The 21,493-nt window shown below is 69.6% G+C and carries 17 protein-coding genes; 4 read left to right on the forward strand and 13 right to left on the reverse strand.

Annotation, left to right across the window (positions count from 1 at the left end):
- Positions 1 to 28: 28 nt before the first annotated feature.
- Complete coding sequence (locus tag CGZ93_RS08860) at positions 29 to 2,128, forward strand: S9 family peptidase (protein WP_094363764.1); 2,100 nt, start codon at positions 29 to 31, stop codon at positions 2,126 to 2,128.
- A gap of 163 nt (positions 2,129 to 2,291) precedes the next feature.
- Entirely contained in the window at positions 2,292 to 3,269 is a 978-nt protein-coding gene (locus CGZ93_RS08865) for a sigma-70 family RNA polymerase sigma factor (RefSeq protein ID WP_094363765.1), read from the forward strand.
- Here CGZ93_RS08865 and CGZ93_RS08870 read toward each other — a convergent pair.
- The 8 genes from CGZ93_RS08870 to CGZ93_RS08905 all read right to left on the reverse strand — a co-directional run bounded on the left by CGZ93_RS08870 (position 3,193) and on the right by CGZ93_RS08905 (position 13,009).
- On the reverse strand, positions 3,193 to 3,864 hold the full coding sequence (locus CGZ93_RS08870) for a mycothiol transferase (protein ID WP_094363766.1): 672 nt from the start codon (positions 3,862 to 3,864) through the stop codon (positions 3,193 to 3,195). The two genes, CGZ93_RS08865 and CGZ93_RS08870, sit on opposite strands and share 77 nt — an antisense overlap.
- On the reverse strand, positions 3,861 to 4,736 hold the full coding sequence (locus CGZ93_RS08875; protein WP_094363767.1) for an acyl-CoA thioesterase: 876 nt from the start codon (positions 4,734 to 4,736) through the stop codon (positions 3,861 to 3,863). Before CGZ93_RS08875 ends, CGZ93_RS08870 begins: the two co-directional genes overlap by 4 nt.
- Before the next feature lie 3 nt (positions 4,737 to 4,739).
- Positions 4,740 to 5,747 (reverse strand): PAC2 family protein, encoded by a 1,008-nt coding sequence (locus CGZ93_RS08880; RefSeq protein ID WP_094363768.1) that lies wholly within the window; start codon positions 5,745 to 5,747, stop codon positions 4,740 to 4,742.
- Positions 5,748 to 5,757: 10 nt separating this feature from the next.
- Positions 5,758 to 9,606 carry an ATP-dependent RNA helicase HrpA gene (gene hrpA, locus CGZ93_RS08885; RefSeq protein ID WP_094363769.1) on the reverse strand — a complete coding sequence of 1,283 codons (3,849 nt, stop codon included), beginning with the start codon at positions 9,604 to 9,606 and terminating at the stop codon, positions 5,758 to 5,760.
- 9 nt (positions 9,607 to 9,615) lie between these two features.
- Entirely contained in the window at positions 9,616 to 10,506 is an 891-nt protein-coding gene (locus CGZ93_RS08890; protein WP_094363770.1) for a universal stress protein, read from the reverse strand.
- Positions 10,507 to 10,537: 31 nt separating this feature from the next.
- Positions 10,538 to 10,990: a pyridoxamine 5'-phosphate oxidase family protein gene (locus tag CGZ93_RS08895; protein ID WP_094363771.1), complete on the reverse strand. Its 453-nt coding sequence runs from the start codon at positions 10,988 to 10,990 to the stop codon at positions 10,538 to 10,540.
- Complete coding sequence (locus CGZ93_RS08900) at positions 10,987 to 11,943, reverse strand: T3SS (YopN, CesT) and YbjN peptide-binding chaperone 1 (RefSeq protein ID WP_094363772.1); 957 nt, start codon at positions 11,941 to 11,943, stop codon at positions 10,987 to 10,989. The genes CGZ93_RS08895 and CGZ93_RS08900 overlap by 4 nt, the downstream gene beginning before the upstream one ends.
- 67 nt (positions 11,944 to 12,010) lie before the next feature.
- Positions 12,011 to 13,009 carry a hydroxymethylglutaryl-CoA lyase gene (locus CGZ93_RS08905; protein ID WP_094363773.1) on the reverse strand — a complete coding sequence of 333 codons (999 nt, stop codon included), beginning with the start codon at positions 13,007 to 13,009 and terminating at the stop codon, positions 12,011 to 12,013.
- A gap of 144 nt (positions 13,010 to 13,153) precedes the next feature.
- Between CGZ93_RS08905 and CGZ93_RS08910 the strand changes: the two genes are divergently transcribed.
- Positions 13,154 to 14,533, forward strand: a complete 1,380-nt coding sequence (locus CGZ93_RS08910; protein ID WP_141211150.1) for a hypothetical protein — start codon at positions 13,154 to 13,156, stop codon at positions 14,531 to 14,533.
- A 214-nt stretch (positions 14,534 to 14,747) separates the two neighbouring features.
- On the opposite strand, the gene CGZ93_RS08915 is transcribed toward CGZ93_RS08910, so the two are convergent.
- The 4 genes from CGZ93_RS08915 to CGZ93_RS08930 all read right to left on the reverse strand — a co-directional run bounded on the left by CGZ93_RS08915 (position 14,748) and on the right by CGZ93_RS08930 (position 19,257).
- Positions 14,748 to 17,660, reverse strand: coding sequence for a vitamin B12-dependent ribonucleotide reductase (locus CGZ93_RS08915; RefSeq protein WP_094363775.1), 2,913 nt, complete (start codon positions 17,658 to 17,660; stop codon positions 14,748 to 14,750).
- A gap of 50 nt (positions 17,661 to 17,710) precedes the next feature.
- Positions 17,711 to 18,178 (reverse strand): transcriptional regulator NrdR, encoded by a 468-nt coding sequence (gene nrdR, locus CGZ93_RS08920; RefSeq protein ID WP_094363962.1) that lies wholly within the window; start codon positions 18,176 to 18,178, stop codon positions 17,711 to 17,713.
- A gap of 223 nt (positions 18,179 to 18,401) precedes the next feature.
- Complete coding sequence (locus tag CGZ93_RS19390) at positions 18,402 to 18,824, reverse strand: DUF2752 domain-containing protein (RefSeq protein WP_094363776.1); 423 nt, start codon at positions 18,822 to 18,824, stop codon at positions 18,402 to 18,404.
- 28 nt (positions 18,825 to 18,852) lie between these two features.
- The gene (locus tag CGZ93_RS08930; RefSeq protein WP_094363777.1) at positions 18,853 to 19,257 is read right to left on the reverse strand and encodes a hypothetical protein; all 405 of its coding nucleotides are present in this window, start codon (positions 19,255 to 19,257) and stop codon (positions 18,853 to 18,855) included.
- Between the two features lie 234 nt (positions 19,258 to 19,491).
- Here CGZ93_RS08930 and lexA point away from each other — a divergent pair, with 234 nt between their 5' ends.
- Positions 19,492 to 20,292 (forward strand): transcriptional repressor LexA, encoded by an 801-nt coding sequence (lexA, locus tag CGZ93_RS08935; RefSeq protein WP_094363778.1) that lies wholly within the window; start codon positions 19,492 to 19,494, stop codon positions 20,290 to 20,292.
- On the opposite strand, the gene CGZ93_RS08940 is transcribed toward lexA, so the two are convergent.
- Complete coding sequence (locus CGZ93_RS08940; protein ID WP_094363779.1) at positions 20,278 to 21,486, reverse strand: cytochrome P450; 1,209 nt, start codon at positions 21,484 to 21,486, stop codon at positions 20,278 to 20,280. The two genes, lexA and CGZ93_RS08940, sit on opposite strands and share 15 nt — an antisense overlap.
- Positions 21,487 to 21,493 lie beyond the last annotated feature (7 nt).

The following is a 21,493-nucleotide window of genomic DNA, read 5'->3' on the forward strand; positions in this document are numbered from 1 at the left end:
GGCCACGGGACCCGGTAGCCTCGCGCCCATGGCGGATGCACACCCTCCCGTGGCCGATCGACGGCCGGAGCCCAGGACCCATCACGGCGACACCTTCGTCGACGACTATGCCTGGCTGCGGCACAAGGAGGATCCAAGGGTCCGGGCACACCTGGAGGCGGAGAACGCCTGGACCGAGCAGCACACCGCCCACCTCGAACCGTTGGTGGACGAACTGTTCAACGACGTGAAGGCACGTACCCAGGAGACCGACCTGAGCGTGCCGACCTTCCACCGGCACACCGACGGCTCTGCTTGGTGGTACTACACGCGCACCACCGAGGGGCTCGACTACCCGGCGTACCACCGGGCCCCCGCGCTCGACCGGGACACCCGCCCCGATCCCGCCCACCCGATCAGCGGGGAACAGCTGCTGCTGGATGCGAACGCGGCCGCCGAGGGGCACGAATTCTTCTCCCTCGGTGCGTTCTCGGTCTCCCCCGACGGTCTCAGATTGGCCTATTCGGTAGACAATTCGGGCGACGAGCGCTTTCAGCTGCAGGTCGTCGACCTGGCCAGCGGTGCGATCGTGGGCGAGCCCATCCCCGAGGTCGGCGGCGGCGTTTCCTGGCTCGGCAACGACCACCTCTGCTACACCCGGGTCGACGAGTCATGGCGGCCCTGGCAGGTGTGGCGGCATCAAATCGGATCGGAGTCGGCCGAGGATTCGTTGGTGCTCGAGGAACCCGACGAGCGGTTCTGGGTGGGCGCCGACGAGTCGGCCGAACGGGACCGGGTCGTGATCCTGCTCGGATCCAAGCTGACCACCGAGGCGTGGCTGCTGGACGCGTCCCAACCGCAGGCGGCACCCGCCCTGGTGACCCCACGCCAGGAGGGCGTCGAATATTCCGTGACCGTCGCCGGCGACGAGCTTTTCGTGCTGCACAACCGGAATTCGCCCGACTTCGAGGTGTCCCTGGCCACCCTCGCCACCCCCGGTGACTGGCACGACTTCCTGCCGCCGGTCGACGGGGTGCGCTACACCGATGTGGAGGCGTACGCCGAGCACGTGGTGGTCGAGCTGCGTCGCGACGGGCTGACCGGGATCGAGGTGCACCACCGAGGCAGCGGAAACTCCTATCCGGTTCGATTCGACGAGGAGCTCTACACCGTCGGCACCACCGGGGCGGAGGACTACGACTCCGACCGGGTCCGGCTCGGCTTCACCTCGTTGCTCACCCCGCGCTCGGTGCTGGAGGTCGATCTCGCCACCGGCGCGGTGCGCACCCTGCGAGTCACCCCGGTGCTGGACCACCCCCGTCACGGCCCCTATCGGCCCGAGAACTACGTGCAGGAACGGGTCTGGGCCACCGCGGCCGACGGGGCCCGGGTGCCGATGTCGGTCGTCCGCCGCGCCGACACCCCGCTCGACGGGTCGGCCCCGGCGTTGCTCTACGGCTATGGCTCCTATGAGATCTGCATCGACCCCGGGTTCTCCATGTTCCGGTTGTCCCTGCTGGACAACGGATTCGTGTACGCCATCGCCCACGTCCGCGGCGGTGGCGAGCTCGGCCGGGCGTGGTATGAAAACGGAAAAGCGCTGACCAAGCAGAACACTTTCGACGACTTCGTCGCCTGCGCACGCCAGCTGGTCGACGCCGGCTTCACCTCCCCCGACCGGTTGGCGGCCCAGGGCGGATCGGCCGGTGGACTGCTGATGGGTGCGGTGGCCAACCAGGCCCCGGACGCGTTCGCCGCCATCCACGCAGCGGTTCCGTTCGTCGACGCGCTCACCACGATCCTCAACCCGGAGCTGCCGCTGACCGTCACCGAGTGGGAGGAGTGGGGCGACCCGCTGCACGACCCGGCCGTCTACGCCTACATGAAGGCGTACACCCCCTATGAGAACGTGACCGCCCAGCGCTATCCCGCGATCCTGGCGACCACCGGATTCAATGACACCCGCGTCTACTACACCGAGCCCGCCAAATGGATCGCCGCGCTGCGCGAGCGAGCGACCAATCCCCCGCAGGAGATCCTGCTGCGCACCGAGATGGTGGCCGGGCACGGCGGCGTCACCGGGCGCTACAAGGCCTGGCGGGAGGCCGCATTTGAGTACGCGTGGATCATGGACCGTGTAGGCGCATAGAGCCCCCAAGACCTGGGTACGACCACGGTCGTACACGAATCCGCATCGGGTAGCACCTTGGTCCCTCGGGGACCACGCTCAGGGATTGTTCAGGGTTTCGGTGGAATCCTTCGGCCCCTGCCGGACGTTGTGCAGGTTGTACGCCACGAAAGGACATCCGCACATGGCAACGAGCACCACTTCCCGGCCCCGCACCAACGACGGCATCGAAGGCAAGGACGCTGTCGGTCTCTATCTGGACGGGATCGCCAAGACCCCGCTGCTGACCGCCGCAGACGAGGTCGAGTTGGCGCGCACCATCGAGGCCGGCCTGTACGCCGAGAAGATCCTCGCCGGCGAGGTCAGCCAGGCCGAGCGGACGGCCGGCGCTCGGCAGAACGGCCGCAGCGCCAAGCGGGCGAGCCGGGACGAGCTGCAGCAGCTGGTGGCACTCGGCCAGGCGGCGCAGGAGCGGTTCGTGCAGGCCAACCTGCGGCTGGTCGTGTCGGTCGCCCGCAAATATGGTCGTGCGCAGATGCCCCTGCTCGACCTGGTCCAGGAGGGCAACACCGGCCTGATCCGGGCGGTGGAGAAGTTCGACTACACCAAGGGGTTCAAGTTCTCCACCTACGCCACCTGGTGGGTACGCCAGTCGATCAGCCGCGGCATCGCCCAGCAGGGCCGGATCGTCCGGCTCCCCGTGCACGTGGCGGAGCAGGTCAACCAGGTCGGCGCCGTCCGGCGTACGCTGGAACGACGACTCGGGCGCGAGCCGGAGCTCGAGGAGATCGCCGCGGAGATGGAGCTGGAGCCGGAGAAGGTCGTCGACCTGCTGCGCTACGGCCGCGACCACATCTCCCTGGACGCCCCGGTCGAGGAGGACGGCGACACCTCGCTGGGTGACCTGATCGCCCGCGAGCCGATGCCCGGGCCCGACGAGATGGTGATCGACGCCCAGGAACGCGGGCGCCTCGAGGAGATGCTCTCCGATCTCGACGAGCGCTCCGCCGATGTCGTCCGCCGCCGCTACGGCCTGCACGACGGCCGCCAGGCCAAGCTGGCCGATATCGGTCAGGTGTGGGGTATCACCGCGGAGCGGGTCCGCCAGATCGAGCGGCACGCCCTGGCCAAGCTCCGTTCCAACCAGGAGCTCGCCGCCTGACCGACCACCCATGAGCCGGCGCCCACTGTGTCCCCCCGAGCACGGTGGGCGCCCTCATGTCCGGGGCCGCGTCACTCCCCCCCTGCAGCCCGTCCGCCAGCTCGACGGCGAGGTCGAGGTGACCGGTGTGCCGGGCGTACTCCTGCAGCACGTGGAAGCAGATCCACGCCAGCGAGGCGGTCTGCTCCGCAGAGCGTCCGGCGAACCGCGGCCCCGGTGGCGCCTGGGCGTCCAGCGGGTGCGACTCGATGATCGCCCGGGTCCGCCGCCCGCCCTCGTGCAACCGGTTCAGCAACTCCTCCAGCGAGATGCCCTCGGCGACGGCCCAGGCGGCGTTCTTGGCTGCATCCCGGTTGTCACCCCACGGGTCGGCCACCGCCTCGCCCGCGAACCCCCAGACGAACCAGCGTTGCTCCATGTGCACCAGGTGGGTCAGCAGTTCCAGCGGCGTCCAGCCGCTCGGCAACCGGGAGGTGCGCTGCTCCGCCTCGGAGAGGCTGCGCAGCTTGCGGTCGACCACCTGGCGATAGAAGTCGAGGTAGTCGCAGAAGAGGGCGGACGGGTCGCTCCCGCCGCTCGGCTCGAGCACAGTCATCGACGCTCCTCCAGCTCGCCGCGCACCCGCACCAGCCCCTCCTGGGCGGTGGTCGCTCCCAGCCGGCCCTCGGAGAAGATGCGACCGAGCGCGAACCCGCGGGCGTTGGAGGCCGACGGCGAGATCTCGTCGTGCAGCCACCACCGGTCGGCGCGGATCGGGCGGTGGAACCACATCGCGTGATCGAGCGAGGCGGACTGCATGTTCGCCCCATCCAGCTGCACCTGGTGCGGCACCGTGCTGGCCGACAACAGGGTGAGGTCCGAGGCGTACGCCAGCGCGGCCTGGTGCAGGCCGGGATCCTCCGGCAGGTCGCCGTTCACCCGCACCCAGACCCGGGCCGAGGCCGAGTGCGCGGCGTCCGCCTCGCCGTCACCCGGCGTACCGGAGGTGATGAAGCGCACGTCAAGCACGCCCCACTCGGCCTCCCAGAATTCCGCCGGCGCGCCGTAGCGCTCCGCCATCACCTGGCTCATCCGCGGGCAGTCCTCCGGTGGCGGCACCGTCGGTGCGGGGTCGTGATGCGTCAGTCCGTCCTCGTGCACCTGAAGCGAGGCGGTCAGCGCGAAGATCACCTGTCCGTCCTGGCGGGCGAGCACTCGACGGCTGGAGAACGAGCGCCCGTCGCGCATCGCCTCCACGTCATAGATCATGGGCCGGTCGGTGCGCCCCGATCGCAGGAAATAGGCGTGCAGGGAGTGCGCCAGCCGGTCGTCGGGGACGGTCCGGTACGCCGCCATCAGGGCCTGGGCGAGCACCTGTCCGCCGAAGGCGCGCTGCCTTCGGGTGACGGGGTTCTGGCCGCGATAGAGGCCGGACTCGATCTCCTCGAGCTGGAGCAGCTCCAGCAGCTCCGGGACGCTGGTCGGCATGGTTCAGTCCTCGTCCCGCCGGTCCCGGCCGCCCGGGTTGTCGTCGCGGTCCCCGCGGTCGCGGCCGGGGTCGTCGCGATCGCCCAGGTCGCGGTTTCCGAAGCCACCCTCGCCGTTGGGCTTGTCCTTGGTGTCCTGCTCGGCCAGGAACCGCTCCAGCTCGGCGCCGATCTCGTCGGCGGAGGGGACGTGCCGCTCGGTCTGCGCCTGGGCCTGGTCATACTGCTGCTCCAGCTGGGCCACGACCTGCTGCACCTCCTCCGAACCCTGCATCTCGGTGCTGATCTCGGCCAGGTTGGTGTCGCGACGCTCCGGCAGCCCGGTCAGCGGCAGGTCGAGCCCGGTGGCGGCGTTGATCCGTTCCAGGGCGGCAATCGCGGCCTGCGGGAAGGGAGCCTGAGCCAGGTAGTGGGGGACGTTGACGGCCAACCCCAGCGCCTTCACCCCGAGCTCCCCCAGTCGCAGCTCCAGCATCGTCCCGAAGCTGCCGGGCAGTTCCACCCGGCCCACCCAGACCGGGTTGTCCTCCACGATCAGCGCGGAGTCGGTGGCGTACGCGGTGATCAGGCTGGGCCGGGTGTGCGGGACCCCCATCGGGATGCCCTGGGAGGTGACCGCGAGGCGGATGTCGAGGCGCTGCGCCAGCCCGCTGACCGCCTCGATGGCGCGGACCCACTGGGTGTCGGGTTCCGGCCCGGCGAGCAGCACGAACACCTTGCCGTTGGGCGCGGTCATCCTGTACATGGCCAGCCGGAAGGTCTCCGCCGACCGCCACTGGTCGGTGTCGAACACCATCATCGGGCGGCGGCTGCGATAGTCGTGCAGCTGATCCACGTCGAACTCGACCAGCACCTCCGACTCGCAGGTGTCCTGCAGGTGCCGGACCAGGGTGCGGCCCACCTGCCCAGCGTCGATGTAACCCTCCAGCAGGTGCACCAGCACCGGCCGGGTGCCGCGCATGCTCTCCCACAGCGCGGGGTTGAACTGGTACAGCAGACGCGGATCGAGCATGGACCCCAATCTAGCGGGGTCGACCAGCCAGTTCTGCGCGCACCGACTCCAGTGCCCGGCGCACCCGCTTGGCCGAGACGGGTTCGCGGGTGCCGAGCTGTTGGGCGAACAGTCCGACGCGCAGCTCTTCGAGCTGCCAGCCGATCTCGCGCAGGGCCGGCGGGATCGGTCCCCGCTGGCGGGCGCGCAGGTCGGCGTACTCGCTCTCCAGCGGCCAGATGGTGCCGAGCAGCTCGTCGTCGCGGCGCGGGTTCCGCTCGCGGTTGGCCAGGCGTACGCCGATCGCCGCGACGTAGCGGGCCAGCTCTCCCGACCACGGTTCCGGCGTACCGGACAGGAAGCCGGGGTGCACCAGCCCGGCCAGGTGGTCCGCGGCGTCGGCCTTCACCTCGGGGTCGTCAATGCTGGCGATCGCCAGCTTCGCCGATTGGGTACGCCGCAGCACCTCGGCGGCCTCGGCGACGACGGCGCGCATGGTGTCGGCCAGGTCGGCGCGGACGGTGTCACACAACCGGGTGAACGCGTCGGCATCGCGGACGGTCTCGGCGCCGCGAGCCCGCTGCACCAGCCGGCCGACCACCGCCAGCCGCGCGTCGGCGAGCAGCTCGGGCACCGACGCATAGGGGCTGTGCCCCAGTGCCAGCTTGTCGGTGTTGCTCAGGTGGGCCACCACCCACCGGGTCGGATCGGGGGTGTTCAGCAGCACCAGCCGGCGCAGACCGGCCGGGTGGGCGGCGTCGCGAGCGGCGCGGTTGTCGTGCACCACCAGGTCCACCGCCGCGCCGACATCGGTGAGGCCGGGATAGCCGATCCCGCCGCCGACCCGCTGCTCGTCGGCCAGGCGGCCGAAACTCCACTCGGTCGCCCGCCTGCTGCCGGGGTTGCGCACCGCCCGGGTGAGCTTGGCGCTGAGTTGCGGGGCCAGGCGGTGCTGCAGCTGGCCGAGGTCCTTGCCACGGCCGAGTTCGCGACCGCCGCGGGAGCGGTCGGTGACCACGAAGGTGACCCGCAGATGCGGGTCGACCGCCTCGGGCCGCCAGGCGTCCGCCGGCACGAGCTCGCCGGTCAGCCTGCGCAGCGCCGCGCCGAGGGCGGCGGTGAAGGAGTCGGTCGGGTGCTCGTCGAGCTCGGCCAGGGCGCGGCGCGCGAACTCCGGTGCCGGGACGAAGCGGGTGCGGATCTGTTTGGGCAGGCCGCGGATCAGCGCGGTGGCCAGCTCGGCCCGCAGGCCGGGCACCTGCCAGCCGAACAGTTCGGGGCGCACCTGGTTGAGCTGGGAGAGGTCCAGGGTGACCTGCACCCCGTCGTCGGCGTGCCCGGGCTCGAACACGTAGCGCACCGGCAGCTCATGACCGTCGACCGGCCAGCTGTCGGGGAATCCGGACAGGTCCGGGCCGGCTCCCGCGACCAGGTCGTTCAGGGTCAGGTCGAGGAATCCGTCATCCTCGTGTCGCTTCTTGCGCCACCAGCTGTCGAAGTGGGCGCCGGAGACGACATCGGCGGGAATCCTGGCGTCATAGAAATCGAAAACCGCCTGGTCGTCCACCACCAGGTCGCGTCGACGGGTCCGCTCCTCGAGCTCCTCCGCCTCGGACCGGGTTTCGGCGTTGCGGGCGAAGAAGTGGTGTCGGGTCCGCCAGTCCCCCTCGACCAGGGCGGAGCGGATGAAGATCTCCCGGGCCGCGGCCGGGTCGATTCCGCCAAAACCGACCGTCCGGCCGGCGATGATCGGTACGCCGAGCAGGGACACCCGCTCGCTGGCGACCACCCTGCCCTGCCGCGCCGACCAGCGCGGCTCGGAATATTGCCGGGTGAGCAGGTGGGAGCCGACCTGCTCCACCCAGGCGGCGTCGATCCCGGCGACCGTGCGGGCCCACAACCGAGTGGTCTCCACCAGTTCACCGGCCATCACCAGTTCGGGCTGGGTGCGGGCCAGCGCCGAACCCGGGTTGATCGCAAACCGCGCACCCCGCGTTCCGAGATATTCGCGTGGACCGGTGCGGCGTCGCTTTCCCTGCCTGGGCTGGGTCTTCTGCTCCGCCTTGAGGTCGGCCAGGCCGATCTGGGACAGGACGCCGGACAGGATCGCGATGTGGATCGCGTCTGGGGTGCCCGGGGTCCCGTTCCGCTCCAGCTTCAGCTCCCGACAGATCTGGCGGAGCTGGGTGACCAGGTCCTGCCACTCGCGGATCCGCAGGAAGTGCAGGAACTCGTCGCGACACATCCGCCGGAACGCGTTTCCAGACAGGGATTCCCGCTGCTCGGCGAGATGGTTCCACAGCCGCAGCCAGGCGATGAAGTCCGAGCCGTCGGGGGTGGGCGGATCCGCGTCCGGGTCGGCCCGCGGATCGGGTGGGGGCGCCCAGAATCGGCGGTGCAGTGCGTCCGCGGCCTGTTGGTGTTCGGCGGGGCGTTCCCGGGGATCGTTGATGGTCAGCCCGGCTGCGATCACGATCACCTCGGCCAGGCAGTCGCGCCGGGCGGCCTCGACCAGCATCCGGGCCAGCCTGGGGTCGAGCGGGATCCGGGCCAGTTGGTGACCGATCCTGGTCAGCTGTGGCCCGCTGGGACCGGTCTCGCTTCCGGACCTGCCGCCCTGCTTGGCTTTTCGAGACCGCCGCTGTTCGCTGAGCGCGCCCAGCTCGAGCAACAGGCGTACGCCGTCGGCGATCTGTGCCGAATCGGGTGGCTCGACGAACGGAAACTCGGAGATCTCCCCCAGTTCGGCCTGCGCCATCTGCAGGATCACCGAGGCCAGGTTGGTCCGCAGGATCTCCGGCTCGGTGAACTCCGGCCGGTCCCCATAGTCGGATTCGCTGTAGAGCCGGATGCAGACGCCGGCGGCGACCCGGCCGCAGCGGCCGGCCCGCTGGTTGGCAGAAGCCTGGGAGATCGGTTCGATGGGCAGCCGCTGCACCTTGGTGCGGGCCGACCAGCGGGAGATGCGCGCGGTCCCGGGGTCAACCACGTAACGGATTCCGGGCACGGTCAGCGAGGTCTCGGCGACGTTGGTGGCCAGCACGATCCGCCGTCCGGTGTGCGGACTGAACACGCGGTGCTGCTCGGCGGCCGACAGCCGGGCATACAGGGGAAGGATCTCGGTGTCACGCAACCGCAGGGCGGTCAGCGCCTCGGCGGTGTCGCGGATCTCGCGTTCTCCGCTGAGGAAGACCAGGATGTCACCGGGCCCGACCGCCGACAGCTCGGTGACGGCGGCGCAGATGCCGTCGACCTGGTCGCGGGGTTCGGCGGTCTGCTGGGTCTCATCGGGGTCGTCGGGCTGCAACGGGCGGTAACGGAGCTCGACCGGATAGGTGCGACCGGACACCTCGATCACCGGAGCATCGTCGAAGTGCGCCGCGAACCGAGCCGTGTCGATGGTCGCGGAGGTGATGACCACCTTCAGCTCGGGTCGCCGGGGCAACAGCTGCTTGAGATAGCCGAGCAGGAAGTCGATGTTCAGGCTGCGCTCGTGGGCCTCGTCGATGATGATGCAGTCGTGGCGGCGCAGGTCGCGGTCGTGCGCGATCTCGGCGAGCAGCACACCGTCGGTCATCAGCACCAGCGGGGAATCGGCTCGCGCCTGCCGGGTGAACCGGACCTGGTAGCCGACCTCCTCACCGAGGGTGACCTTGAGCTCCTCGGCAATGCGTTCGGCCACCGAGCGGGCGGCGATCCGCCGCGGCTGGGTGTGCGCGATCGAGCGCAGTCCGAGCTGCAGACAGATCTTGGGCAGCTGGGTGGTCTTTCCCGAGCCGGTCTCGCCGGCGACGACGACCACCTGGTTCTCGCGGACGGCTCGGGCGATGTCGTCGGTCCGGGCCGAGATCGGCAGCTCCGGATCGAAGGTGATCTGCAAGCCGACGCGCTACTTCCTCTTGGCCCGGACCAGTCCGAGCGGGCACATCCCGTGCGCCATGATGGCTCGGATCGTGGCACCGGGCGCCAGCCCGGGGAACGCGAACCCGTGGACGCCCAGCACCAGCAGGTCATAGTTTCCGGAGCGGCGGGTGAGCTCGTTGACCGGGTGGGCGTTGACGATCTCCACGTTCACCTCGACCTCGGGGTGCGCGGCCCGCAGCGGCTGCAGCAGCTGCTCGACCCCCTGGGTGGCGGCGGCCAGCGCGCTCTCGCGGCGGGCGCCCACGTCCTGCCGGTCGGCGAAGAACCCGGTCGGCAGCTCGAACGCGTGCACCACCTCCAGCCGGGCGCCGCGCCGGGCGGCCTCGGCGTACGCGAACTGGAGCGCGTCGGTGCACCGGTCCTCGGCGTCGACGCCGACCCCGACCACCCCCAGGTCGCCGGTCCGCGGCTTGTGGGAGGCGGCCGACACCATGATCACCGGGCAGTGTGCGGACGCGGCGACGCCGACCGAGGTGGAACCGACGAACAACCGCTCCAGCCCGCTCATGGCACGCCGACCGACGACGATCAGCTGCGCGTGCTCGGAGAGTCTGGTCAGCACCGCGGCGGGGTTGCCCATGAAAATCTCCGAGTGCACGCGGTCCTCTGCGATGCCCATCGCGATCGCGTGCTGGCGGGCGGCCTCGGCGGCCTCCTGGCCGGCGTCCTGCAGCAGCCCGGGGTCGTAGACGACACCCCACGCCCCCGCCAGGACGGCGTCGTCGACGGCGTGCGCGAGCAGCAGGTCGACGCCGCTGGACAGTGCCGCGCGTACCCCGTAGTCGATGGCTCGATCGCCGTCCTCGGAACCGTCCACACCCACGACGATCCGGCCCTTGGCAACTTCCTCACTCATCGGACACCTCCCGCTCGATCACTGCCCCATTTTAGTCCCCGCGGGAAACGATTCGTCCGGTGATCCGCTCGATCGAGAGGCAGATCACCTGATCGCGCGCTCCGCCCGCCCACGGTTCCGGCAGACCGCCCGGCACGTCACGCAGGTCGACCGGCGCCGCCGCGCCACCGCGGACCACGACGCTCCAGCCGGTCTGGGTGTCCAGGTCGAAATCGTCCACCTCGAAGGCGACCTCGCCGCCCCGCTCCAACTCGGCCAGCACGCCGTCGGCGGAGGTCCGGAACAGCACGCGGCCGGCATGCACCAGATAGGTCACCGGCAGGATGGTCGGGCCCTCACTGCCCTGCCAGCCGATCCGTCCGATCTGGTGCGTCCGCAGCAGTTCCAGGCACTCGTCGACCGCGAGGGCGGAGAACCGGCCGGACTCCTCCGGCGCCCTCTCCTCCGGCGCTCTTCCCTCGGGCGACTTGTCGGTGTCGCTCACTCCTCCTCCTCAAAGGTGGTGCGGCCGCGCAGGCGTACCGCCAGTTCGTCGTCGATGCCGTCGGCGACCTCGCTCATGATCCGGACCGCCTGGTGCAGGTGCGCCGGGACGAACGGGTGCGCGAGGACCGAGGTGGTGACGAACACCCGGTCGCGGATGAGTTGGAACTTCACCAGGCGTACCTCGGTGTTCAGGTCGCTGAGGATCTCCATCGCGCGGGAGCGTCCCTCAACCTCGTGCACCACGCAGGCGAAGACGATGATCTCGCGGTGGTCGGCGGAGGTCCGCAGGAAGAGCATGGTCGAGCCGACCCGGATCGCGAAGTCGCCCTCGGTGTCGCGCAGCGGCTGGTGGCCGAACATCTCGGCCAGTTCGGCCTCGATCATGTCGTCGAGGTGCTCGTGGCTGACCGGGACGGTGGCCACCACGTCCTCGGGGTCGAACTCGGAATACCCCTCCAACGGTTCGGGTCGCGGCTGCAGGATCTCCGCCAGCTGGTCGGGAGCCAGGAACACCGGGTGCTGGATGCCGTAGACGTCGCGCAGGGCCGACACGGCGAGCTCGGCCAGGCGATCGGAGGACTCCTGCGGAATCTCGACCCAGAAGTTCCCGGTCGGCCGCGGGCCCTCGGTGGTCGGCGGCCGCCAGCCGATGTCCTCCATGGCCGACAGTTGTCCGGCCCCGAGTTGATAGTGCTCCCCCAGGGTTCCGTTGCTGGCCGCCTCCGCGCGCACCAGGTCGCGGGTCTGGGAGTGGAAGCGGACGAACGGCACCGTCTCGGTCTCGCTCGCGACGGAGCCGATGGTCAGGTCGGAGGTGTCGTCCATCACCGACACCACCTCGGCAAGCCGCTCGGAGAAGCTGCGCCACGCCTCCGCGGTGCTCCGGTCGAGATCGAAGTCGTCGTAGTCGGGCACGTCCTCTGCTTCCTGTGCGTGGAACAGCCGCGTCATGCGGTCTGGGGACGAACCTAGCGCCGCGATGGGGCGGTGTCCAAGGACCTCTGACGGCGCGGACGGGTCAGTCCTGGCCCGTCTCGTCGGACTGCTGCCTGGGGCCCCGCTGTTGATCGTGCTCGGGGGCGATCCGGCCCGCCAGGGCGTTGACCACCCGCGACGGGCTGGGCCGCCCGAGTCGGCGGGCGAGCCAGACGCTGGTGGCGACCAGGGCGGCGAGGTTGACCCCGGTCTCGATGCCCAGTCCGTGCAGCATCCAGACCAGGTCCTCGGTGGCCAGATTGCCGGTCGCGGAGTGGGCATACGGGCAGCCGCCCAGACCCCCGGCGGAGGAGTCGAACTCGGTGACGCCGAACTGCAGTCCGGCGTACACGTTGGTGAGGGCCTGACCGTAGGTGTCGTGGAAGTGCAGGGCGAGCTGGTCCGGCGCGATGCCGTGGTCGCCGTGGGCCTGCAGCACCTGGTGCACCCCGCCGGCGGTGGCCACCCCGATGGTGTCGCCCAGGCTGACCCGGTGGCAGCCGAGCTCGAGCAGTCGGTCGGTGACCCGGACCACGGAGGCGGCCGGCACTGGGCCCTGCCACGGGTCCCCCCAGCACATCGACACATAACCGCGGACGCGGACGCCAGCGGCCCGGGCGTCGGTGACCACCGGAGCGACCATCTCGAGCGCGCCCTCGACGGTGGTGTTCAGGTTGGCCCGGGCGAACTCCTCGGTGGCCGAGACGAAGACGGCCACGTCCTGGGCCCCGGCGGCGAGTGCCCGTTCCAGGCCGCGTTGATTGGGGACGAGGACGGGCAGGCGTACGCCCGGGGGTCGCTCGATCGCGGCCATCACCTCGGCGGCGTCGGCCAACTGGGGCACCCACTTCGGAGAGACGAAGCTGGTGGCCTCGATGTGGGTGAGCCCGGCGGACATCAGCCGGTTGATCAGTTCGACCTTGGTGGCGGTCGTTACCGTCTGCTTCTCGGCCTGCAGTCCGTCGCGGGCACCGACCTCGAAGACGGTGACCTGCGGTGGCAGATCGGCCGCGGGACGGCGTACCTCCGGGAACCACTGCATGGACGGAGTCTACGGGCGGGCGCGCCGGACCGGACGTGGGGAAGATAACAGATCCACGACAGGTACGCCTGATTCGGCGTGCGCACCGATCTGTGGCCCTCGCGGGTTGCGACACTGGTTGGAAAGCTGCGAAAGGAAGATCTGATGAGCGCACCGAATCCCCCCGGAGACTCCGGAGGCCCCGGGCCGCACGGGCCCAACCCGCACGGCGCCCAGGGTGGTCCCGGGTTCGGTGGCCCGCAGGGACCGCAGGGGCCCGGACCGCAAGGACCGCAGGGTCACCCGGGGCCCGGGGGGCCAGGACAGCAGGGCTGGCCGGGCGGCCCCTCCGCGCCCCCGCCGGACTGGCGGCCCGACGGGGCGTACGGCGGGCCGACCCAGCCGATCCGGCCCGGCCAACCGCGGGGTCCGCAGCCGGGCGGCCCCGGCAACCAGCTCCGCCCGGGTCTGCCGGGGACGGCGGGACCCGGCAGACCCGCGGACCCGAAGCGCAAGAAGCTGCTGATCGGCGCCATCGCCGCAGTGGCCGCGCTGATCCTGATCATCGGCGGAATCGTGTTCTACAACGACTACCAGACCAAGCAGGAACAGGCGCGGGCCGCCGAAGCCGCTCGGGTCGCCGAGGAGAACCGCCGCAACGAGCAGCAGAAGCAGTCCGAGGCCGCGGCCGGTGCCGTGAACGACTATCTGGGAGCGCTCGGATCGGGTGACGCCGAGAAGGCGCTCGCCAAGGCCGCGAAGAAGCCGGAGGGGAACGCGCAATTGCTCAGCAAGGAGGTGCTGCAGGAGGCGAACAAGCGCGCCCCGCTCACCGTTGTCAAGGTCGATCCGGCCACCGTGACGGAGAACTCCCAGGGGAGCTGGGACAGCGGCAAGGTGAAGGCCCAGTACAAGATCGGCGACAAGCAGCAGGACGTCGAGTTCGACGTCTCGCGCAGCGGTGAGGAGTGGAAGCTGGCCAAGGTCACCGCCCTGGTCAAGCTCGGGCTGAACGGACCGGAGCGGATCGTCAACGGCGCCAAGGTGCCGCCCGGCAGCTATGAAGTGTTCCCCGGCAGCTATGCGGTCACGTCGGCCAACCCGCTGGTCGGGTTCAACAGCACGGAGTTCCTGCTCGGCTCCCCGAATGACCCGTCCACCTCGTGGGAGCCGTCGCCGGTGCTCAGCGAGGAGGGGAAGAAGCAGTCGACCGCCGCCACCCGGGCCGCCATCGACGCGTGCCTGCAGAAGCGGGAGATGACTCCCCCGGACTGCCCCTTCATCAACTGGCGTGTGGATCCCGGGGTGAACGTGAAGAACGAGACCATTCGCTACACGCTGAAGAACGATCCGACGGCCAACCTGAACTGGCGCTTCTCGCAGAGCACGATGACCGCCACCACCAGTGCCACCGTGGTCTACGAGCTCCGGGCGGATGCGACCAGGAACGGCAACCAGGGCACGATCGTTCCGTCCACCACCACCCGCACGGCCTTCACCACCGTGAAACTGATCGAGGGTCGCCCGGTCGTTTCGTTCAGCTGAGCCCGCGCCGGCATCCAGCGAACCGGCCCCGACCCGCCACTGCCCATCCATCGAACCCAGGTGCCATCCTGCGATCCCTCGAGGGGTCGCTGGATGGCCGCTCGGTTAGCTGGATCGCAGCACGTGGGTTCGCTGAATGGCAGCCGTGCAACGAAACGCCCCCGACCCGCTGCTGCGGATCGGGGGCGGTTCGCGTCAGGCGTACTCCGAAGGCTCAGCTGCAGCCGCTGGTGGAGCCGCAGCCCTCGCAGACGTAGCAGGAGCCGGACGGGCGCATCTTGGTGCCGCAGGTGAAGCAGAGCGGCGCGTCCACAGTGTTCCCGGTGATCGACTCGAGCAGCTCGGCGGAGGTGTGGGCCTCCTTCGGCGCCTCGCGCACCGCGGCCGAGGCCGTCGGGTCGGTCAGCACCGCCGGGTTGTTGGTCTTGCTCAGATCGCTGGTCCGCGTGGTGCGGTCGGTGTCGACCACGTCACCGGCGTCGTTCTTCAGCGACTCGGACTCGATCTGCTCGTCGTCCTCCTCCGGCAGGTACGACCCGGTCTCCACATAGCGCGCCCGCTCGGTGGCGGTGTAGATGCCCAGCTCGGCCCGCTCGTCGAAGGACAGGTGGTCCAGGGCGAGACGACGGAAGATGTAGTCGATGATCGACTGCGCCATCCGGATGTCCGGGTCGTCGGTCATGCCGGCCGGCTCGAACTTCATGTTGGTGAACTTCTGCACGTAGGTCTCCAGCGGCACCCCGTACTGCAGCGCGATCGAGATGGCGATCGAGAACGCGTCCATCACACCGGCCAGGGTGGAACCCTGCTTGCCGAGCTTGAGGAAGACCTCGCCCAGGCCGTCGTCGGGATAGGACCCCGAGGTCAGGTAACCCTCGGCGCCACCCACGGTGAACGAGGTGGTCGAGGACGGGCGCTTCTTCGGCAGCCGCTTGCGACGCGGGCGATATTCGACGACCGGAGCCGCAGCGGTCCCTGAGCCTGCCGCAGGGTTCTCGGTCGGCTTGGCCTTGGCGTCCGACAACGGCTGACCGACCTTGCAGTTGTCGCGATAGACCGCGAGCGCCTTGAGGCCGAGCTTCCAGCCCTGCTGGTAGACCTCGCCGATCTCCTCGACGGTCGCCGTCTCCGGCAGGTTGACGGTCTTGGAGATGGCGCCGGACAGGAACGGCTGCACCGCGGCCATCATCCGGACGTGGCCCATCGGCTTGATGGCGCGCGCACCCATCGCGCAGTCGAACACCTCGTAGTGCTCGGACTTCAGACCCGGCGCATCGATCACGTGCCCGTGCTCGGCGATGTACTCGACGATCGCCTCGGCGGTCTCGTCGGCGTACCCCAACTTCTTCAGCGCCCGCGGGATGGTCTGGTTGACGATCTGCATGGAACCGCCGCCGACCAGCTTCTTGAACTTCACCAGCGAGAAGTCGGGCTCGATGCCGGTGGTGTCGCAGTCCATCATGAAGCCGATGGTGCCGGTCGGCGCGAGCACCGACGCCTGGGCGTTGCGGTAGCCGTTCTCGTTGCCCAGCTTGACGACCTTGTCCCACTCGCGGGTGGCCAGCTTGTGCACCGCCTGGTCGGTCGCCGACAGCGTGCGCAGGGAGTCGTTGGCGGCCTGGTGCTTGCGCATCACCCGCTGGTGCGCGTCGGCGTTGCGGGCGTAGCCCTGGTAGGGGCCGACGATCGCGGCCAGCTCGGCCGAGCGACGGTAGGAGGTGCCGGTCATCAGCGAGGTGATCGCCGCGGCGAAGGCCCGCCCACCCTCGGAGTCGTAGCCGTGCCCGGTCGCCATCAGCAGGGCGCCCAGGTTGGCGTACCCGATGCCGAGCTGACGGTAGTTGCGGGTGGTCTCCCCGATCGACTCGGTCGGGAAGTCGGCGAAGCAGATCGAGATGTCCATCGCGGTGATGATCAGCTCGACTGACCTGGCGAACAGCTCGGCGTCGAAGGTGTCGTCGGGCTTGAGGAACTTCAGCAGGTTCAGGCTGGCCAGGTTGCAGGAGGAGTTGTCCAGCGACATGTATTCCGAGCACGGGTTGGACGCGGTGATCCGGCCGGTCTCGGGGTTGGTGTGCCAGTCGTTGATGGTGTCGTCGTACTGGATGCCCGGGTCGGCGCACTCCCAGGCCGCCTTGGCCATCTTGTTGAACAGGTCCCTGGCATCCACCGTCTCGATGGTCGAGCCGTCACCGCGCGAGCGCAGCGCGAAGTCGCCACCGTCCTCGACCGCCTGCATGAACTCGTCGGAGACCCGGACCGAGTTGTTGGCGTTCTGGTACTGAACCGAGGTGATGTCCTTGCCACCCAGGTCCATGTCGAACCCGGCGTCGCGCAGGGCGCGGATCTTGTCCTCCTCGCGCGCCTTGGTCTCGATGAACTCGACGATGTCGGGGTGGTCGACGTCCAGCACGACCATCTTGGCGGCGCGGCGGGTGGCCCCACCGGACTTGATGGTGCCAGCCGAGGCGTCGGCGCCGCGCATGAAGGAGACCGGGCCCGAGGCGGTGCCGCCGGAGGAGAGCAGCTCCTTCGACGAACGGATCCGGGACAGGTTGAGCCCGGCGCCGGAGCCACCCTTGAAGATGAAGCCCTCTTCCTTGTACCAGTTGAGGATCGAGTCCATCGAGTCGTCGACCGAGAGGATGAAGCAGGCGCTGACCTGCTGCGGCGACTGGGTGCCGACGTTGAACCACACCGGCGAGTTGAAGCTGAACACCTGGTGCAGCAGCATCCAGGTCAGCTCGTGCTCGAAGATCTCGGCGTCACCCTCGCTGGCGAAATAGCCGTGCTCCTCGCCGGCGGTGCGATAGGTCTTCACCACCCGGTCGATCAGCTGCTTCAGCCCCTGCTCGCGCGCCTCGGTGCCGACCGCGCCGCGGAAATACTTGGTGGTGACGATGGTGGAGGCGTTCATCGACCAGAAGTCGGGGAACTCCACGCCGCGCTGCTCGAAGACGTTCTCACCGGTCTTCCAGTTGGTCTGGACGATGTCGCGCCGTTCCCACTTCACCTCGTCATAGGGGTGCACGCCCTCGGTGGTGAAGACGCGCTCGATCGTCAGCCCACGGCGCGTGGACGCCTTGCCGGCCACCTTGCGGCCGTTGGAACGGGTGGTTTCAGTCATGGGAACCTCTCTGGATTGGGCGTGGATTGGTGCTGGGTGGGGCGGACGGCTCAGTTGGCCGCACCAGTGAGGGTCCGCTCGGCGCGGAGCCTGGAGATCTCGGTCTCGAAGTCGTCGATCGACTCGAATTTCTTGTAGACGCTGGCAAAGCGCAGGTATGCGACCTCGTCCAGCTGCTGCAGCGGGCCCAGGATGGCCAGCCCCACCTCGTCGGCGGGTACGGACGGCTGGCCGGAGGCGCGCAGGGCCTCCTCCACCTGCTGGCCCAGGCGGGCCAGCTGCTCGTCGGTCACCGGGCGACCCTTGCAGGCCTTGCGCACCCCGCTGACGACCTTGTCGCGATTGAATGCCTCGACCACACCGGATCGCTTGACGATGACGATCTGCATCTGCTCGATCGTGGTGAACCGCTGCTCGCAGACCGGGCACTGACGGCGCCGTCGGATGCTGGCGCCATCGTCGGCGGCACGCGAGTCGAGCACCCGGGAATCGGTGTGCCGGCAATAGGGGCAATGCATGGTGTCACCTCCGATCTTCGCCATTCGGACACCCCGAGCACACCCCTGCGGACTGCCCTCGCGGGCCTCACTGGGGATAACTCTGTGTGTGTCCGTGTGGACATCCTGTGGACAAGAACCACAACCTGTGGACGAACCACATCGTTGTAACTACTAGATATGGGTATCCTACGACCCTTTGACCACAAGGGCAAGGGCCTGCGTGTCGGTGCGTCGCGAGCCCTCAGAGGAGGTTGCGAAGCACTCCCCAGACCAGCCCTGGAAGCACCACCAGGCCGAGCCGCTGCAGCGGCGTACGCGCCTCCACCCAGCGCCCGAATCGACCCGGCAGCGCGGCGGAGCGCCCCGCGAGCAGGCGTACGCCGGTCCACACCCAGACCAGGGTGAGCAGGGCACCGAGCAGCAGCATGAACGGGTTGTACGCCCAGGCCGCGGCCAGGTCGCCGCGCAGCAGCGCGACCCCCATCCGCGTGGCACCGCAGACCGGGCACTGCAGACCGGTGAGGCCCAGAACCGGGCACGGAATCCCCCGTCCGGTGAGCAGATGGACCCCTCCGGCGAGCGCGCAGCTGGCGCCGAAGAGGGAGAGCCAGCCCAGCCGCTGCCACCCGGAGACCGGTGCAGCGTCAGGGCGCGAAGGGATCACTCCCCCATTGTCGACCCCGCCGGGCCGATCAGCGACCCGGCGCGGCCGCCACCGCGCCGCCGCCGACCGGCGCGGACACGCCCGCCGCCTGCGGGGCCGGCTCCGAGGTGACGCGCACGGCGGTGACGCCGACGCACAGCACCGCGGCGAGCATCAGCAACGCACCCAGCGCGAGCACCACGGCGATCCCGCGATCGGTCAGCCGCACCTCCGCGGCCACACCCGGCCGGGCGGAGGTGCGGAGCGTCGGCGCGGGCCTGCGCACCCGGCAGGCCTGCGCGGCAGCCGTCACGGTCGCGGCCAGGGGACGGTCGGCCCGCACGAGGCGGGGGGCACTTCCGGCCCTGGGGGTGTTGGGGCGACGGGTCGACCGGCGCCGCGGCGGGGTCGTCCGGACCAGGCGGTCGATGGTGCTGGTGACCTGCTGGGTCATGGTGCCTCCTCGGGAAGTGGTCGAACAGGTGTTCGACAGATCCAATTGTTAACGCAGATCCGATTCGTACACAAGCACCATTTCTGGACCCGCGTTCGAATCGTGACCTCGCGAGAACCATGCAATCACCAGCCACTGACAGTCCTCGGCGAGCGGAAAGCGGGCGCAGCTGTCCGCCTCGACACGCTCGAACATTTGTTTGATTCAGTGTTCGAATCGCCCTACGCTGAACCCATGGCTGACACCAAGGATCCGAACTCCCCCGACCTCGCCGACACCGCGGCGACTCCCAGGCGGCGCCGTGGTCGACCGCGCGATGAGGACGTGGCCGCCGAGTTGGCACTGACCAGCGGGAAGGTCACCCCGCTGCCGGACGGTCCGGCCGACGCGCACGGGCTGACCCCCCGGCAGCGACGGGTCCTCGAGGTGATCAAGCACTCGGTCGACAACCGCGGTTATCCGCCGTCGATCCGCGAGATGGGCGAGGCGGTCGGCCTCGCCAGCCCATCATCGGTGGCGCACCAGCTGCGCACCCTGGAGGCCAAGGGGTTCCTGCGCCGCGACCCGAACCGGCCGCGCGCCCTCGAGGTGTTGCTGCCCGCCGACATGCAGCCGCTGGATCCGGGCTATGACGAGACCGCGATCAAGGACAGCTACCCCGACGCGATCCGGGTGCCGGTGGTCGGCCGGATCGCCGCGGGTGGGCCGATCCTGGCCGAGGAGCGGATCGAGGACGTGTTCCCTCTGCCCAAGCAGCTGGTCGGCGAGGGCAACCTGTTCCTGCTCGAGGTGAGTGGCGACTCGATGATCGATGCAGCCATCTGCTCGGGCGACTGGGTCGTGGTTCGCCAGCAGCCGACCGCGGTGAACGGCGACATCGTGGCCGCTCTGCTCGACAACGAGGCGACCGTGAAGACGTTCCAGAAGAAGCAGGGGCAGGTGTGGCTGTTGCCGCACAACGAGGCGTACGACCCGATCGACGGCAACCACGCCACCATCCTGGGCAAGGTTGTCGCGGTGCTACGCCGGGTCTGAGCCCCTCCGCACCTGCAGCAGCAGATCGCGCACCTCATAGCCGGCGATCAGCTCGTCCCACTGGATGCGCGGTCGGCTGAGCAGGCGCAGGTCGTGGCGCAGCAGCCGAGTGAGCAGGATGTCAGCCTCCTGGATCGCCAGCGCGTTGCCGGGGCAGCGGTGCGGCCCGTCCCCGAAGCTCATCACCTCGGGACCAAACCCCTTCGGAAGAGGGCGCCCGGGGCACACCTGCAGCGGCTCCTCCCCCACGTCGGCGTTGGCCTGCCGCAGGTGCAGGTCCACCAGCGCGCCGGAGGGGATCACCACGTCCGCGCCGTCGGGGCCGGGCAGTCGCAGTTGTTCGGTGGTACGCCGCAGCAGGTGCCCGACGACGGGCTCGAGTCGCAGCACCTCGTGCAGGAGCTGGTAGCGCCGGGACTCCTCGGCCGCCAGATAGTCGGCCCGCAGATCGGGCTTCTCCAGCAGGTGCCAGACGGCCATCGAGATGAACTCGCGGGTGGTCACCATCCCCGCCGCCGCATAGGTCGTGCACTCGATCAGGATCTCGTGGTCGGCGTACCCCTGCTCGAGCAGGTAGGAGATGATGTCCTCCCCCGGGTTCTTCCGCCGGGCAAGGATCGCCGGCAGCACGTCCAGGAAGTGGAACGCCCACACCGGCAGCTGCCCGGTCATCACCCGACCGAGCTTGGCGAACCGGCCGCCCCCTGGATCGTCGAGTCCCGCCACGTCCAGGTCGAAGAACCGGTTCAGCCGACCGGCCATGGCCGACATGTCGCTGTTGGTCAGCCCGACCACCTGGGCCGCCACGTCGACCGCGTACGCCATGGTGACCCTGGGCAGATCGACCACCCCGCGCCGGAGCAGATCCTCGACCAGCGCATCCGCGCGGGCCTCCATCAGCCCGCGATAGCGCTCGGAGACCACCTTGGGCGCGAAGAAGCGAGCGACCTTGGCACGATAGGCGCGATGCTCTTCGCCGTCGAGGAACAGGATCGGGCGCCGGATCCGCATCTGCAGCTGCTCGGCGTTGAACCCCGCCTGCACCGTGGCGCCACGCTCGCGCAGCACCGCCCGCGCCATCGGCAGCGACCTGATCCGCCAAACGCCGTCGACGACATCGACGGCCGGCGTCTCCGACTCGTCGGGGCGAACGGCCTTGCGGTCACTGACAGGGCAGGCGGTTGCTTCGGTCACCTGTCCA

Source organism: Enemella dayhoffiae (assembly GCF_002250625.1).
Taxonomy (GTDB): domain Bacteria; phylum Actinomycetota; class Actinomycetes; order Propionibacteriales; family Propionibacteriaceae; genus Enemella; species Enemella dayhoffiae.